We start from the raw sequence: 14,592 nt of genomic DNA, 5'->3' as shown, positions 1-14,592 counted from the left end.
CAAGACAATTAACAAAAGAGGGAACGATCATGACTGACAAGGCTTCACAACACATAATGCACCGTCGCACATTCCTACAGGCGAGCGCGGGCGCCGCTGCGCTCGGTCTTGCCGCCAGCATTGTGCCCGAATTTGCCAGGGCGTCCGGTGGGCTGGTCGCACTGGTCCACACGCAGGCCGCCGGCGACAACGGCCCGGTCGATCAGATGATCGCCAAGCTCAAGCAGCTGTCGGAAGAGAAGGGGTTTGAGCACCGTGCCATCTACGCGCAGGACCCCGCGACCTACGAGACCATCTACCGCACGCTCGGTGACGCAGGTGCTGCGATCATCATCTCCACCTTCAACGAAGTGGCCGAGCCCTTCAAGGCGCTGGCGCCGTCCTATCCCGGTACCAAATGGATCCAGCTGTTCGCCGACCCCTTCGAGCCGGCGATCCCGAACGTGGTGACGGTGTCCTACGACTACTATCTCGGCTGCTATCTCTCTGGCGTCTTTGCGGCCAAGATGACAACGACGGGCAAGACCGGCTTCATCGGAGGTGTTTCGATCCCGCCGCTCAACGCCGATTTCAACGCTTTCAAAGCCGGCGTCCACTCGATCAAGCCGGACGCCAGCGTCATCGCCGCCTTTGCCGGCTCGTTCCAGGATCCTGCAAAGGGCCAGGAAATCGCCGCCCAGATGTACAATGACGGCATCGACTACATTCAGACGGACGCAGCCGCCACCGACGGCGGCATTATCGCCGCAGCCAACGAAAAGGAAGGCCGCATGGTGAGCTGTCTTGCGCCAGGACAGTATGCACTCGGTCCGAAGTCGCTCATCTCCATCGTCGGCCTCGATTTCGGCGTCTCGCTCTACAACGAGGCAACGAAGGCCGTCGGTCCTGAATGGAAGGGCGGCACGCACGAGCATACGGGCCTTGGCACCGGCGTCATCGACTTCATTCCCTCGCCCGTCTTCGCCGAACAGGGGCCGCCTGAGCTGAACGCCAGGGCGAAGGAAGCGCTGGTCGAGGTCGAAAAGGCGCGTGCCGGTATTCTTGATGGCTCCATCAAGGTTCCGTTCAACACCACGCTCTGAGCTCCGGCGCCGGCCGCAGGGTCGGCCCCCGGAGCCTTGACGGAAAACCGGTATCGGCCTTTGCCTTCGGGGAGGGCCGCCGGACGTTCGCGGATCGTCTTCCTTCCTGTTGACGGTCCGTGAGCCTTCGCTCTCGATGGGAACTTTTGATGTGCAACCTTCTGAAGCCTGCGCTGGAGTGCCGGGATGTCACCGTGAAATTCGGAGACGTGACTGCACTGTCGGGCGTTGCCGTTTCGTTTGTTCCCGGCCAGATCCACGCGGTCGTGGGCCAGAACGGCGCCGGCAAGACAACCTTCGCCCGCGTCGCTGCGGGGCTCGTTCAACCGACTGCCGGTGCCGTCGACGTGATGGGCCACGAAATTCGCACCGGCCAGGTCAGCGTGAGCCGAACGGCGGGTGTGGAGCTGGTTCATCAGAGTTTCGCCCTGCCGCCATCCTTCACGGTCGCGGAAATCATGGAGTTCGGCGCCACTGGCAAAGGTGGTATTTACAGCCGCAAGGGGCTCGCCAAAAGATGGCGGGGGCATATCGCCGACCTCGACGTCCAAGTTGACCTAAACCGGCGGATCCGCGACCTGCCGATCGAGACCCAACAGGGCATCGAGATCGCAAGGGCGCTCGTGATGGATGCGCGCGTGCTCATCCTCGACGAGCCGACCGCGGTGCTCTCGCCCTCCGGCATAAACATGCTGTTTGCTCGTGTCCGCCGCCTCAGGGAACGTGGCGTTACCGTCATCCTGATCCTGCACAAGATCCGTGAGGTGCTCGGCATCGCCGACACGGTAACGGTGTTGCGCGGCGGCCGAAAGGTCGAGGGGCCGCTTCCGATAGCCGAGGTTTCGGCCGAGAGGCTCGCCAACCTGATCGTCGGTGAAGCGGCTGCCAAGACTCTTGATCGGCATGAGCGCGACGCGCTGGTCGGAACGAAACCGCCCTCAGGCGAGGGCGCAGGTCATCCAAAAAATGCAAAAGGTCCGAGCGTGCTATCCTTGAAGGCCGTCTCCACGCGGCCCGACAGTGAGGGCATCACACTCGATGGCGTCGATTTGGACATTCGCCCAGGCGAGATCGTTGGTATAGCAGGCGTGGAGGGCAACGGACAAAAGACGCTGGTGCGCGCCATTTCCGCCCTTGCCGATCTTGCCGGCGGATCGATCGTGCTTGCAGGCCATGACGTGACCGGCAAACCGCTCGCCGCCCGTCGCGCGATTGGGCTCAGGATCATTCCCTTCGAGCGCAACGTCGAAGGTCTCAGCCTCACGAGTTCGCTCTGGCAGAACTGGAGCGCAAGGGAGTTGCTGCAGGAGAGCCTGCTCAAGGTGATCCGCCCCTCGGCGGTGCGCGAAGCCTGCGACCGGTCGCTTAGGGAATGGAGCGTTCACTACCACAATTCAGCTCAGAAGGCGGGGTCCTTGTCGGGCGGCAATGCCCAGAAGGTGATCCTTGCGCGCGAGGTCGATCGCGATGCCAGGCTGATCATCGCGGCTCAGCCGACGCGTGGTCTCGACATCGGTGCCACCGCCTTCGTGTGGCAGGCGCTCCGGCAGGCACGCGATCGCGGCGCCGCCATCCTTTTGATTTCGTCTGATCTCGACGAGCTGTTCGACATCTCCGACCGTGTGGTGGTGATGCTGTCGGGACGTGTGAACGGTGAATTCCACGCGCCCTTCGATATCGCGTCGGTGGGCGCAGCCATGACCGATGCGGCTGCGAGGGTAAGCGCATGAAAGACAGTCTCGTCACGGTTGCCCGCAGCCTGATCTTCGTCGCCTTTGCGCTCATCCTGTGCGCGCTGGTGTTCCAGTTTGCCGGCTACAATGCGCCGGTCATGCTCTGGGCGGTGGCCGACGGCGCCTTCCTGCGCAGCGGTGCGATCGAACAGAGCCTCAGATGGGCATTGCCACTGTTCATCACGGCCGTAGGCGTCGGGATTTCCTTCCGGGCGGGTTTCTTCAACATCGGCGCACAGGGCCAGTTCTATGTCGGCGCAATCTGCGCTGCCTTCGCCGCCGAGGCATTCAAGGGCGGGCCGGCTTTCCTCGTCATCCCGGCACTCATCATTGCCGGTACGCTGGGCGGCGCCCTCTGGGCTCTCTGGCCGGGACTTCTGAGGCTACGGTCCGGCACTGACGAGGTGATCACCACGCTGATGGGCAACTTCATGGCCGGCCTGCTTCTGGTCTATGTGACCTCGGGACCGCTCAAGGACCCTTCGGGGTCCGGTCAGCAGGCATCGAGCCGCCCCCTCGACGCGGCCTACCGCATCTCGGACTCGCTTGGCATATCCCCGACCACCATCGCCATCGGGGCCGCCGTCGGCATTTTGATGTGGCTCCTTGTCAACCGCACGGCATTCGGGGTTCTTGCAAGCCTTGCCGGCCGCAACGGCACGATGGTGGAGTGGCAGGGCGCGCGGCTGTGGAAGCTCGGCCTGTCGAGCTTCATCATCTCGGGCGCACTGGCGGGTCTTGCCGGAACTATCGAGTTCATGGGGCCGAACGGCCGCATTGCGTCCGGGTTCCTGCCGGCCCACGGCTTCACGGCAATCCTGATCGCACTCGTCGCCAATCTCTCCGTGGTCGGCACTGCGGCGGCGGCGGTGTTTTTCGGCGGCCTTGCCTCGGCGGCGCTCTATCTGCCGATCATGGCCGGGCTGCCGGCCGCCGCGATCGACATCATCAATGCGGCGATCGCGCTGTTCATCACAGCAAGGTCGAAACTCGTCGACCAAGTGCTGCGTCTCGGAGGACGCCCGTCATGAACGAGATCATCATCGCCATCCTGCGTTCCGGGACGCCGCTGATCTACGTCACCCTCGCTGGCGTCATTGCGCAGCGGGCAGGGGTGTGGAACCTCGGTCTCGAGGGCCTGATGATCATGGGTGCCTGCGCCACGATCGTCGGCATCATGCTGACCAACTCCATCGTTGCGGCCATCCTCATCGCCATCCTCATCTGTGTGCTTGCCTCCGTCCTCCTCTGGTTCGTCATCGACAGGCTCAAGGCCAATCCGATCATCGCCGGCCTCGGCCTGACGGGCCTTGGCCTCGGTGGCACGGCGCTCGCCGTTCAGTCGATCTTCGGAAGCCAGGCGAGCGTGACCGCACCGTTCGGCATTCCGAAGCTCGGGCCGGCCTTCGGCGCCTATGGCGTGCTGTCGATCGCGGTCGCCGCCATGCCTTTCGTCGTCTTCGGCATGTGGGTAATGCTCCGCCGCACACGCTTCGGTCTCCGCCTCGCCGCCTGTGGCGAGCATCCCTTCGCTGCCCGCAGCGTCGGGGCCAATCCCTCGCGGATGCGCCTCGTGGCGCTGGCGATCGGCGGGGTGCTGTGTGCCATCGGCGGGGCGGAACTTGCCGCCGGCAGCCTGCAGTTCTTCGCCCAGGGCATGACGGCGGGTCGCGGCTTCATGGCCTTTGCTGCGGTCATCTTCGGCGCTTCCCATCCGGTGGGGGCCACTTTCGCTGCGCTGTTCTTCGCCGTCGTTGGCGCGCTCGGTATCCGGGCGCAATTGATGTTCGGCGACAAGATCCCGCACGACCTTCTGCAGGCTTTGCCCTATCTCGCGACTGTCTTCGGCGTCTGGCTTTCCGGCAAGCTGCGCGGCGGCGCGAAGGCCGCCAGCTCGTTCGCCGAACTCAAGGATCAATAGGGAGGCACCATGAAGTTCGCGCAACTCCATCCGATCCAGGATGTCTGCATCCTGGTCACCGACGTTGAGGCGTCGATCCGCTTTTATACGCAGAAGCTCGGCTTCGAACTCAAGCACCGCGCACCAGGCTTTGCCGATTTCATCGGCGCGGGGCTGACGCTCGCGCTGTGGGAGCGGTCGCATATCGAAAGCCACACTGATATGCGCGTGCCCGTAGGGTCGGCATCGGCCGTGCTCGTGGCGGTGCGAGTCGACAGTCCCGCTGATATCGATGTCCTCTATGCGGACCTCGAAAAAGATGGCGTGACCTTCGTCAATCCCCCGGCCGACTACCCGTGGAACGCCCGGTGCCTCTATTTCCGCGGACCTGACGGCGAGACCTGGGAGCTTTACGCGTGGCTTGATGGCGGCGCTCCTGGCAGGGTGGCCGCATGACACGCAAGCTGATCATCCTAACCGATCCGGGTCAGGACCAGGCGGCTGCCATCCTGACGATCCTCGGGCAGAAGCAAGCGTTCGAGGTTCTCGGACTGGTCGCCACCGCCGGCAACATCAACCTCGATCACACCATCGCCAACTGCCTGAAACTGATGGAACTGGCCGGCCGGCCGGATATTCCCGTCTTCGCCGGTTGCTCGCATCCGATCATCCGTCCGCTGGTCACGGCCGAGCATGTGCATGGTCCGACGGGTCTCGACGGTCCGGACCTGCCGCCGCCGTCGATCAAGCCGCAGGAAAAGCACGGCATCGATTTCATAATCGACACCGTCTGCGCGCATCCCGGCGAGGTCACCATATGCTCGCTGTCCCCCGTGACCAATTTGGCCATGGCTTTACGCAAGGCGCCCGACATTGCCGGCAAGATTCATGAGGTTGTCGCGATGCTCGGAGCTTATTTCGAGGTCGGCAACATCACGCCGGCGGCGGAATTCAACTGCTATGTTGACCCCGAAGCCGCGGACGTCGTGCTGAAGGCCGGCATCAAGACCACGCTCCTGCCACTCGACGTGACACACCGAATGCGCTCGACGCCGGAGCGGCTCAGCGCAATGCGGGCTCTGGCAAACCGCTGCGGCGTGGCGACCGCCGAAATGCTGGAATATTCCCAAGCCTTCGACCTCAACAAATACGGTTGGGAGGGCGCACCGCTGCATGGGCCATGCGTGCCCGCCTTCATGCTGGCGCCGGACATGTTTTCAGGCCGGCAGATCAATGTCTCGGTGGAGCTCAACGGCACGCTGACAGCGGGGATGACGGTCGCCGACTGGTGGCAGACCACCGACCGTCCGAAGAATGTCTTCTATGTCAGGGATGGCGACCCCGTCGCCTACTACGACCTTCTCATTCAATCTTTGGCGAACCTGCCATGAGTGAAATCCTGATCCGCAATGCGACGATCGTCGCTATGGACGCTACCCATGGTACAGCGCCGTTTACCGGTGATATTCTGATTGATGGAGGAAAGATCAAGGCGATGGGCGCGGCGCTTGCCGCCAAGCCGGATGCGAGCATCATCGAGGGGCACCGCAAGCTGGTCATGCCTGGACTCGTGAACGCCCACACCCATTCCAGCGAGACCTTCCTTCGCGGCCGCTATGAGCGCATGCCGCTTGAAGTCTGGCTGCTCTATGCCTATCCGCTGCTGATGAACGACCCGATCGGCGAACGCCTGCTCTACCTGCGCAGCCTGCTGCTGGCGATGGAGTCGTTGCGTAACGGCGTCACCACCTTGTGTGACGATTTCTTCGATCCGCCCCGTCACGATCTCGACAGACTGGCGACGGTGTTCCGCGCCTACGACGATGCGGGCATCCGCGCCAATGTGTCGAGTGCCGTGATGAACGTCCACACGCTCGAAGCGCTGCCCTTCGCGCGCGAGGTAATGCCCACTCAATTGCAGGACCTTCTCGATTTCGGCCCGCCCATGACTGCCGCCGCGTATCTGGACTACTGCAAGTCGGCCTTCTCCAGCCTGCATGGCAAGTCCGGCCGCCTGAATTTCATGATTGCGCCCTCGGCGCCGCAGCGTTGCTCGCCTGATCTCATGGCCGCTTGCATGGATCTTGCAATCGAAAATCACGTGCCGTTCCACACGCATATTTTGGAAACCAAAACCCAGGCGGTAACGGGCCACTTGCTCCACGGCAAGTCGCTGATCGCTTACATGGCCGATCTTGGCCTTTTGAAGCGCAACACAACCATTGCGCATTCAGTCTGGGTAAGCGATGAGGACATGTGCCTGATGGGGGAGGCGGGTGTCTCCGTCGCCCACAATGCCGTATCGAACATGAAGCTAGGCGCTGGCATCGCCCCGATCCGCCGCCTGCTCGATGCAGGAGTGACGATTGGCCTCGGCACCGACGGCGTCTCTTCGAACGACACCTCGCGCATCTTCGATGTTATGCGTGTTGCCGGCCTCATCCATAGCGCTTCCGGGCCCGACTATGCGAAATGGGTTGCGGCGGACGAGATTCTCGCGATGGCCACGATCGGCGGTGCGAGGACGGCCTTGCTGGAACAGGTGACCGGCTCGCTTGAGGCCGGCAAGGCGGCAGATCTTCTGATTCTCGATTTGCGCACCTACCCCTTCATGCCACTGAACGATCTGGCTAAGCATTTGGTCTATTCGGAGAACGGTTCCTCTATCGAGACCGTGATCGTCGCCGGTCGGATCGTGATGCATGACAGGCGGTTGACCGCGTTGGATGAGCCGGCCATCTTCGACGAGATTGCCGAGCTGGTGCCGGCGTATCTTGCCGAACATGCTGACCTCGAGCGCCGCAACAGAATTTTCGAACCTGTCATGGCGGAGATCCATCATAGGGCGGCTCTGATGGATATCGGCCTGAACCGCTACCACGGGACGCCGCCTGATGTCGGCCGTAGAACATAATTCACATCCCTGCTGTACCGTCACCACGAGCGCCACCGTCGCGCGAGCGGCTTCGTTCTTGGTCGAAGGAAGCCGTGCATCACGAGCCCGGGCACGGCTTGTTGCAAGGATCTTCACGTTCTGGGCTAAATAGATCGCATAATGTATCGACGGGAACCTGCGTCACTGCCATGCTGCGGATTCGGCATTGCGGCGTCGGTCTCGTGGTTGAAGGGAAGCGAGCGGTCTTGCCAATTTTTGCCAAAACCGGTATAGTCACTTGCATGGGCACAATGAACATTTCCCTGCCGGACCACCTTAAGAGCTTCGTCGATGAGCAAGTCGCCGGACGGGGTTATGGGACAAGTAGTGAGTATATTCGGGAGTTGATACGTCGAGATCAGGATCGCCTCGCGTTACGCAGGCTGTTGCTTGACGGAGCCTCGTCCGCACCAACTGAGCCGGTCGACGCCGATTATTTCACCAGTCTGCGCGATCGAGTTCGTGGTGAGCACAGCAAGTGAAGACTATTATCCCGCGGCAGTTGGCGCGCAGCGATGTCGAGGCGGCCATTGACTATTATGCACGCGAAGCAGGAACCGAGGTCGCCCTCGGATTTATCGACGCACTTCAAGCGGCGTACGCTTCGATCGCGAGCCATCCGGAGGCCGGATCGTTGCGATATGCATACGAATTGGGATTGCCTGACCTACGGAGTGTCTCTCTGAAGCGATATCCCTATCTCATTTTGTATCGCGACCAGCCAGATCATGTCGATGTGTGGCGCGTGCTACATGCCAAGCGAGACATTCCGCAATGGATGCAGGAGCCGAACAATCACTGACCGCTCGGACATTCCCGCCGAAGCTATTGGTGGGCCGGCGGTTCGTATCCTCTCAACTGCGTCAGACGTCAAATGACGGGGGTCTCAGGTTCTACTCCCTGCAAGGCGAAGGACCGAAACTCACCTCGGAGACCGCAATGGGTGGTGAGAAGTCGCCCATGGTCAGCACACGGGACCGCCGAAATGCGGACGAAGCTGCCATTCGAGCGGGGTGTTACCGTGCTGAATGGAAGGCCAATCTGGCATGTTACGAGCGAAAGATTTGAAGCGCATCTGCCACGAGGTCGGCGTTCCCACCCGCTATTTCACCATTCGTAAGTTGGCACCCATCCTCCAATCCAACTCGCGTAGACCAGCGCCGTTGATGCGCGCGGTTGACGAAGTGCCAAGCGGTCGCGTCCAACCCGTGTAGAAGGACTGGTCGTAGGATATTCGCGCGCTCAAGAACTTGCGCGATCCCATCCGCGATTGCGTCAGCCTTTCCGAGGTCCTGTTCTTCGATCTCGATGAGGATGCGGAAAGCTCGATGGCGATCCGGAAGCGTGACAAATCGCTCGGCATCCGCGACCGTGGCCAATCCCGCCTCGACGCCGACACCCATGCGGTGCAGCAACGCGATAACCGCTGGAGCATCTCGCTCGGAGATATTGACGGAGGCGTAGTCGGGCAGCTGCCGCCAAGCAGAGATGCAGTCTCGCGTCTGCTTCTCGTCGCGTTCTATCCACGCGCCCGTTGACACTCCGACAAGACTTCCCGGACAAGCGCGCCGCACGGCGTATATCGCCTCATCGACCGCCAGGAGGCTCTCACGTCCGTCCGGGCCGCGGGGGTGTATGTGAAGTTCGGCAGCCCCCGCGGAGATGCATGCCGCACCGTCGAGGGCAATGGCATCCGCCGTGAGCGGTAGCCGCGGGTGATAGTCGCTAGGACGTGCACCGTTAAGGCAGGCTTGGACGATCATGTTGGTCTCCAGTATTTGTGGGGCCATGTTAGCTGTAGAGAGAAGGTCTGCAATGGGCTCATTCGAGCCGCTCATTGCGCCCATCGCTGACGACCACTTGCGGGCGAAGGGAGCCGTTCGTCACGAGCTCTGTGCACGGCTCGTTGCGAGGATGTTCACGTTCTGGGCTAAGAAGATCGCATATTGTATCGTCAGGAACGACAGGGATTGCCGCTGTGCTTCTAACAGCGCCTCCGATTGGAACTGCGCGGGGCCAGGAAGCGATCGATTTCGCCGGGCGGCGACATTGTTGGAGAATGCGTGCCGCCGAGAACCTTTCGACAACGCCGCACCGATTGCCGCCGATTGTCGCATATTCTACCTTCCATTGCAGGATTACCTGATATCCGCACGCGCGGTATCTTAGGTTTTGCCATCCAACGCACTCGACATGTGATGGGGGCCCCGTCGCATCCCAGTGAGCGGGTATCTAAGGCGCTGTCGCTCGGCAGAATGGGCCGAACCGCCGGCAGCGCCGTCGACTTTCGCTGTCTCGATCGCCACGACAGGTAAGCGCGGACGCCGCTGCTCAGCCACCCGGCGCAGTATCAAACGGTTGACGGTGTCGACATTTCCGGTATTCTCGACATATGGAACAAGAAACCGCTATTCTGGCCTTGGCGGCGCTGGCGCAGTCGACCCGTCTGGAGACATTCCGTCTCCTCGTCCGGCATGAACCCGAGGGGTTGCCGGCAGGCGACATCGCACGTGCCCTGGCGGTGCCTCACAACACCATGTCGAGCCATTTGAACATTCTCGCGCGGGCAGGTCTCGTTACCTCCGAACGCCACAGTCGGCTGATCGTCTACCGCGCCGAGTTGGCGCGCCTTCGCGAGTTGACCCTGTTCCTCGTCAAGGACTGCTGTGGAGGGAATGCCAGCCTCTGCGCGCCGCTGATCGAGGAACTCGTGCCCTGCTGTTCAAAGGAGAAGGTGTCGCAATGACCAAGACGAAGTTCAACGTGATGTTTCTCTGCACGGGAAACTCCGCCCGGTCGATCATCGCCGAGAGCGTGCTGCGAAAGGACGGGGGTGGCAAATTCAACGCCTTCTCCGCCGGAAGTCAACCGAAGGGGGAGGTGAACCCTTTGGCGATCGAGACCCTTGCAGGCCACAACTATCCCGTAGAGGGCTTACGCTCTAAGGGTTGGGAAGAGTTTGCAGGTTCGGATTCTCCACAGATGGATTTCATCTTCACCGTCTGTGACAGCGCAGCGGGGGAGGCCTGCCCCGTATGGCCGGGCCATCCGATATCAGCCCACTGGGGTGTGGAGGATCCAGCAGCGGTCGAGGGCGCAGACGCCGACAGGCGTGTCGCCTTCGCAACCACGCTCCGATACATGAAGCTTCGCATTGCAGCTTTTGCCGCTCTCCCAGTGGAGAGTCTTGAGCGGATGAGCCTGACGTCCAAGCTACACGAGATCGGCCAGATGGAGGGTTCCACTTCGGCAAGGTCCGAATTCGGATGACCGGCATTGTTGCCAGCCATCGGCCCTCTGAACCAGTGCAGAACAGCAATCACACGGGACTGAAACATGGTGTTCGACCTTAATCGTCGCCTCGCCGCCGAGACCCTGGGCACGGCCGTTCTGGTGGCGACCGTCATCGGCTCCGGGATCATGGCCGATCGCCTCTCCGACGATGTGGCGGTTTCGCTGCTCGGCAATACGATACCGACGGGCGCGATCCTCGTCGTGTTGATCAGCATTCTCGGACCGATCTCCGGCGCGCACTTTAACCCGGCGGTGACGATGGTCTTCGCGGCGAGGCGGGAGATCGAGATACCTGAGGCTACGCTATACATCCTCGCCCAGGTCTTAGGCGGCATTGCCGGCACGCTGATTGCCCATTCAATGTTCGAGGTCGAGATCTTCCAGATATCGGAGACGGTACGAACGGGAGCGGGGCAGTGGATCGCCGAAACAGTCGCCACCTTCGGTCTGGTCTTTACGATCCTTGCCGGGCTGCGATGCCGACGTGAAGGCATTCCGTGGCTGGTGGGACTCTACATCACGGCGGCATATTGGTTCACTGCCTCGACCTCATTCGCGAATCCCGCCGTCGCTATTGCCCGCGCCTTGTCAAACACCTTTTCGGGTATCCGCCCGTTGGATGTCCCAGCCTTTATCGTCGCCGAAATTCTTGGCGCGCTTGTCGCTGCGGCTCTAGCCGGGTGGATGCTCGTGCAGCGAAGCGCCTCTGCTTCACCTGTTACCGTCACAGGAACCGAATGACCATGGACGGCACTATTTATCACAATCCCCAATGCGGAACTTCGCGCAATACGCTGGCGCTGATCCGTCACTCCGGCATCGAGCCGACCGTCATCGAATATTTGAAGACGCCGCCGAGCCGCGACGAGCTTGCACAAATGATTCGCGACGCCGGCCTCTCGGTTCGCGAGGCGATCCGGGCGAAGGGAACCCTCTACGAGGAACTCGGCCTGAACGACGCCTCGGTGACTGATGACCAATTGCTTGATACAATGCTTGAGCATCCGATCCTCATCAATCGACCGTTCGTCGTCACCCCGTTGGGCACCCGGCTGGCGCGGCCGTCGGAGGCGGTTCTCGACATTCTGCCCGCCAACGCCTTCGACCGAGCATTCGTCAAAGAAGACGGCGAAAAGGTCCTCGACGAGGAGGGGCGCCGCCTTGTCTGATCTTCCAGCTGCCGATCCCTGCCATTTGCGCACACCCGACATCAACGCGCTTCGGCCGCCGGTATCCAGCCATCGGCCGCGCATTTTGGTTCTCTACGGATCGTTACGCCAGGTGTCCTACTCACGGTTCCTCGCCGAGGAAGCTGGGCGATTGCTGCAGCAGTTTGGGGCCGAGGTACGCTTCTTCAATCCGTCCGGGCTGCCGCTGCCGGACGATGCACCGGTCAGCCATCCGAAAGTCCAGGAACTCCGCGAACTCTGCGGGTGGTCCGAGGGCCAGGTCTGGGTCAGTCCCGAGCGCCACGGAGCGATCACCGGGATCATGAAGGCACAGATCGACTGGATACCCTTGTCGATCGGATCGATCCGACCGACCCAGGGCAAGACCCTGGCGGTCATGCAGGTGTCGGGCGGCTCCCAGTCCTTCAACGCGGTGAACACCCTCCGCCTGCTCGGCCGTTGGATGCGCATGATCACGATCCCGAACCAGTCCTCGGTCGCGAAGGCCTACCAGGAGTTTGACGCAAGCGGGCGCATGAGGCCGTCGTCATACTACGACCGCGTCGTGGACGTCTGTGAGGAGCTCGTAAAATTCACACTGCTGACCCGTGACGCTTCGGCCTATCTCGTCGACCGATACAGCGAACGCAAGGAAGACGCGGAAAAACTCGAACAGCGGGTCAGGCTCAGTTCAATCTGAACCTCCCCAACCAGGTCGAGCAAACTCGCATCCGAGTCACTTGCCAAGGAGTACTCCCGGTGAACATGCGGGTGGAAGGCGCCGAGAATGCGATTGCCTCACTTGGAGCTGATGAACCCTGCTGCCCTCAAAGCCCTCTCGATCACCGCACTGATCCCATCTGGGGTCCGCGACGGCGTTTTTATTCTCCTCTCGATCGGCGTTTTGATCAGCCCCCAAGCCAGAGCGGTCTCGATCGTGGAGGAGAGACCGACGTCCAGGAAGAACCTCCCACTCATTTCGTAGCCCGCGGAGGTATCGATAGCTACCCCGTGAGCCATGCCGGGCAGGGTATAGAGTTCTATGACGTCGCGACCGCTGGCGTCTTTCCAGATGTCCAGCGATCCACCACCCCGTTGCTGCGTGACAGTCGGTTGCCGGCCGACCCCATGCACGCCCCGCCACTGTTCGACAATCGCCCTTGCATTGGCGGGGACCACGGTGTCATCCTTGGCACCGTGCCAGATGGAGACTGTTGGCCAAGGTCCTTGGTGATCCGAAGCGTTGCGGAGTTTCGTTCGCAGGGTTTGACCATCCGGCAGACCGTGCCCTCGCATGCGATCGAAGGCCTCCGGGACTGTCGACGCCGCCTTATAAGGCAGGCCTGAGAGAATGGTCCCTGCCGAAAAGACCTCCGGGTAGGCGGCCAGCATTGCGTTCGCCATCGCCCCACCTGCCGAAAGGCCCGTGATGAATACGCGGCTAGGATTCACACTGTGCCGTTTAATCATGTGCTCGACCATCTGCCGGATGGAGAGAGCTTCCCCGGAATTCCGGCGGATATCGACGGGATTGAACCAGTTAAAGCACAAGTTCGCATTGTTGGAGCGGAGCTGTTCTGGAAACAGCACGACGAAGCCATTGTCGTCGGCAAGTCGCGACCAGCCTGAGCAGGCATCGAAGAGCGCTGCGGTCTGGGTGCACCCGTGCAGGACCACCACGAGAGCGGGGGACCTTCCGACCTCCACCGGAACGTGGGACCAGGCGCGCAGTTGACCGGGATTTGATCCGAAGCCTTCCAAAGGCTTAAGCCGAGCCGAGCGGAACCGTGAAGCATCCGTTTCAGAGAGTCGGTTGAGGCGCCTCAAAGTGGCTGAAAGAGATCGCACACTGCTCTCCTTGGTCATTGTCTAGGACACCTCGGAAACGCTCAGAATGCAATTTAGTTGCTGCACTGCACAAAACAAAATGACGTGGTGTTAGGAAGCGAGCGCTCCTTAACCGCGCTTGAAGTTTCGGCCGAAGATTTTATTGGTATGATTTTTGATATGCTGAAATATGGGCCACCTGCAGACCGCAGTGGAGGATGAAAGCATGGGTGAGAAGCGGAAGAAGATTTACGAAGCCCTGGTCGAGGGCGCCATGCATGGCCACTCCGACAAGGAGCTTTATGAGTTTGTAGCAGAGCGTTGTCCAAAGACATCGAGCAAGAAAATCGTCCGCGCTTCGCTGCTGGCTTTGAGCGACCCCGCGCTGAAGGATCGCAACATCCTCAGCACAATCTACGCCTTAGCCATTAAGCACCGCCTGGATGACGTCCGTGCCGATGATGTCGAACAGGACGATGATCCGGCCGAACTCGCGCCATCGATCTCCCGCGAGAGAATCAAACAATCGCCCGCCACAGAGCCGCGTTGAAGCAAAATCGCTTCGTGATCTTCGGAAATTGAGGGTGGTCTCGCTGCGGCCTAAGTGTGTGATTGCCCATAATTCCCAATGCGTGCCCTCCCGATCGCGGAA

17 protein-coding genes are annotated in these 14,592 nt (G+C 61.2%); 15 read left to right on the top strand and 2 right to left on the bottom strand.

All coding sequences use genetic code 11. The annotated features are described in order from the left end of the window. The first annotated feature begins 56 nt into the window (after positions 1 to 56). From M1D43_RS30230 to M1D43_RS30190, 9 genes are all read left to right on the top strand, one after another. Complete coding sequence (locus M1D43_RS30230) at positions 57 to 1,082, top strand: BMP family ABC transporter substrate-binding protein (protein WP_017265517.1); 1,026 nt, start codon at positions 57 to 59, stop codon at positions 1,080 to 1,082. Between the two features lie 149 nt (positions 1,083 to 1,231). Beyond that, positions 1,232 to 2,812 (top strand): ABC transporter ATP-binding protein, encoded by a 1,581-nt coding sequence (locus tag M1D43_RS30225; protein WP_498814618.1) that lies wholly within the window; start codon positions 1,232 to 1,234, stop codon positions 2,810 to 2,812. Further along, complete coding sequence (locus tag M1D43_RS30220) at positions 2,809 to 3,846, top strand: ABC transporter permease (protein WP_014532027.1); 1,038 nt, start codon at positions 2,809 to 2,811, stop codon at positions 3,844 to 3,846. The genes M1D43_RS30225 and M1D43_RS30220 overlap by 4 nt, the downstream gene beginning before the upstream one ends. Next, entirely contained in the window at positions 3,843 to 4,736 is an 894-nt protein-coding gene (locus tag M1D43_RS30215; protein ID WP_014532026.1) for an ABC transporter permease, read from the top strand. The genes M1D43_RS30220 and M1D43_RS30215 overlap by 4 nt, the downstream gene beginning before the upstream one ends. A gap of 9 nt (positions 4,737 to 4,745) precedes the next feature. Further along, positions 4,746 to 5,171, top strand: coding sequence for a VOC family protein (locus tag M1D43_RS30210; RefSeq protein ID WP_498814616.1), 426 nt, complete (start codon positions 4,746 to 4,748; stop codon positions 5,169 to 5,171). Next, the gene (locus M1D43_RS30205; protein ID WP_498814615.1) at positions 5,168 to 6,106 is read left to right on the top strand and encodes a nucleoside hydrolase; all 939 of its coding nucleotides are present in this window, start codon (positions 5,168 to 5,170) and stop codon (positions 6,104 to 6,106) included. Before M1D43_RS30210 ends, M1D43_RS30205 begins: the two co-directional genes overlap by 4 nt. Further along, entirely contained in the window at positions 6,103 to 7,629 is a 1,527-nt protein-coding gene (locus M1D43_RS30200) for an amidohydrolase family protein (protein WP_017265033.1), read from the top strand. The genes M1D43_RS30205 and M1D43_RS30200 overlap by 4 nt, the downstream gene beginning before the upstream one ends. 227 nt (positions 7,630 to 7,856) lie before the next feature. Next, a complete protein-coding gene (locus M1D43_RS30195) occupies positions 7,857 to 8,132 on the top strand; it encodes a type II toxin-antitoxin system ParD family antitoxin (protein WP_013845882.1) in 276 nt (91 codons plus the stop codon). Further along, positions 8,129 to 8,452, top strand: a complete 324-nt coding sequence (locus M1D43_RS30190) for a type II toxin-antitoxin system RelE/ParE family toxin (RefSeq protein ID WP_017265035.1) — start codon at positions 8,129 to 8,131, stop codon at positions 8,450 to 8,452. Before M1D43_RS30195 ends, M1D43_RS30190 begins: the two co-directional genes overlap by 4 nt. 247 nt (positions 8,453 to 8,699) lie before the next feature. On the opposite strand, the gene M1D43_RS30185 is transcribed toward M1D43_RS30190, so the two are convergent. Continuing rightward, positions 8,700 to 9,413 carry a 3-keto-5-aminohexanoate cleavage protein gene (locus M1D43_RS30185; RefSeq protein ID WP_127509154.1) on the bottom strand — a complete coding sequence of 238 codons (714 nt, stop codon included), beginning with the start codon at positions 9,411 to 9,413 and terminating at the stop codon, positions 8,700 to 8,702. 629 nt (positions 9,414 to 10,042) lie between these two features. On the opposite strand from M1D43_RS30185, the gene M1D43_RS30180 reads away from it, so the two are divergent. The 5 genes from M1D43_RS30180 to arsH all read left to right on the top strand — a co-directional run bounded on the left by M1D43_RS30180 (position 10,043) and on the right by arsH (position 12,813). Next, the gene (locus M1D43_RS30180; protein ID WP_040120628.1) at positions 10,043 to 10,396 is read left to right on the top strand and encodes an ArsR/SmtB family transcription factor; all 354 of its coding nucleotides are present in this window, start codon (positions 10,043 to 10,045) and stop codon (positions 10,394 to 10,396) included. After that, the gene (locus tag M1D43_RS30175; protein ID WP_088195824.1) at positions 10,393 to 10,920 is read left to right on the top strand and encodes an arsenate reductase ArsC; all 528 of its coding nucleotides are present in this window, start codon (positions 10,393 to 10,395) and stop codon (positions 10,918 to 10,920) included. Before M1D43_RS30180 ends, M1D43_RS30175 begins: the two co-directional genes overlap by 4 nt. A gap of 66 nt (positions 10,921 to 10,986) precedes the next feature. Continuing rightward, positions 10,987 to 11,685, top strand: a complete 699-nt coding sequence (locus M1D43_RS30170; protein ID WP_088195823.1) for an aquaporin — start codon at positions 10,987 to 10,989, stop codon at positions 11,683 to 11,685. 2 nt (positions 11,686 to 11,687) lie between these two features. Then, on the top strand, positions 11,688 to 12,113 hold the full coding sequence (gene arsC, locus M1D43_RS30165) for an arsenate reductase (glutaredoxin) (RefSeq protein ID WP_088195822.1): 426 nt from the start codon (positions 11,688 to 11,690) through the stop codon (positions 12,111 to 12,113). Next, positions 12,106 to 12,813, top strand: a complete 708-nt coding sequence (arsH, locus tag M1D43_RS30160) for an arsenical resistance protein ArsH (RefSeq protein ID WP_088195821.1) — start codon at positions 12,106 to 12,108, stop codon at positions 12,811 to 12,813. The genes arsC and arsH overlap by 8 nt, the downstream gene beginning before the upstream one ends. Before the next feature lie 98 nt (positions 12,814 to 12,911). Here the strand turns inward: arsH and M1D43_RS30155 are convergent, their stop codons facing one another. Continuing rightward, on the bottom strand, positions 12,912 to 13,961 hold the full coding sequence (locus M1D43_RS30155) for an extracellular catalytic domain type 1 short-chain-length polyhydroxyalkanoate depolymerase (protein ID WP_088196370.1): 1,050 nt from the start codon (positions 13,959 to 13,961) through the stop codon (positions 12,912 to 12,914). Between the two features lie 205 nt (positions 13,962 to 14,166). On the opposite strand from M1D43_RS30155, the gene M1D43_RS30150 reads away from it, so the two are divergent. Continuing rightward, a complete protein-coding gene (locus M1D43_RS30150; RefSeq protein ID WP_088195820.1) occupies positions 14,167 to 14,490 on the top strand; it encodes a hypothetical protein in 324 nt (107 codons plus the stop codon). Positions 14,491 to 14,592: the final 102 nt, after the last annotated feature.

This window comes from Ensifer sp. R1-3 (genome assembly GCF_056739175.1).
Note: the sequence above shows the minus strand (reverse complement) of the source record. Positions and strands in the feature narration are given on the sequence as shown.

Bases quoted from the DNA above. Each gene is read 5' to 3' on its own strand.
- M1D43_RS30230 (WP_017265517.1), top strand. From the start codon at position 57: ATGCACCGTCGCACATTCCTACAGGCGAGCGCGGGCGCCGCTGCGCTC.
- M1D43_RS30225 (WP_498814618.1), top strand. From the start codon at position 1,232: ATGTGCAACCTTCTGAAGCCTGCGCTGGAGTGCCGGGATGTCACCGTG.
- M1D43_RS30220 (WP_014532027.1), top strand. From the start codon at position 2,809: ATGAAAGACAGTCTCGTCACGGTTGCCCGCAGCCTGATCTTCGTCGCC.
- M1D43_RS30215 (WP_014532026.1), top strand. From the start codon at position 3,843: ATGAACGAGATCATCATCGCCATCCTGCGTTCCGGGACGCCGCTGATC.
- M1D43_RS30210 (WP_498814616.1), top strand. From the start codon at position 4,746: ATGAAGTTCGCGCAACTCCATCCGATCCAGGATGTCTGCATCCTGGTC.
- M1D43_RS30205 (WP_498814615.1), top strand. From the start codon at position 5,168: ATGACACGCAAGCTGATCATCCTAACCGATCCGGGTCAGGACCAGGCG.
- M1D43_RS30200 (WP_017265033.1), top strand. From the start codon at position 6,103: ATGAGTGAAATCCTGATCCGCAATGCGACGATCGTCGCTATGGACGCT.
- M1D43_RS30185 (WP_127509154.1), bottom strand. From the start codon at position 9,413: ATGATCGTCCAAGCCTGCCTTAACGGTGCACGTCCTAGCGACTATCAC.
- M1D43_RS30180 (WP_040120628.1), top strand. From the start codon at position 10,043: ATGGAACAAGAAACCGCTATTCTGGCCTTGGCGGCGCTGGCGCAGTCG.
- M1D43_RS30175 (WP_088195824.1), top strand. From the start codon at position 10,393: ATGACCAAGACGAAGTTCAACGTGATGTTTCTCTGCACGGGAAACTCC.
- M1D43_RS30170 (WP_088195823.1), top strand. From the start codon at position 10,987: ATGGTGTTCGACCTTAATCGTCGCCTCGCCGCCGAGACCCTGGGCACG.
- arsC (WP_088195822.1), top strand. From the start codon at position 11,688: ATGGACGGCACTATTTATCACAATCCCCAATGCGGAACTTCGCGCAAT.
- M1D43_RS30150 (WP_088195820.1), top strand. From the start codon at position 14,167: ATGGGTGAGAAGCGGAAGAAGATTTACGAAGCCCTGGTCGAGGGCGCC.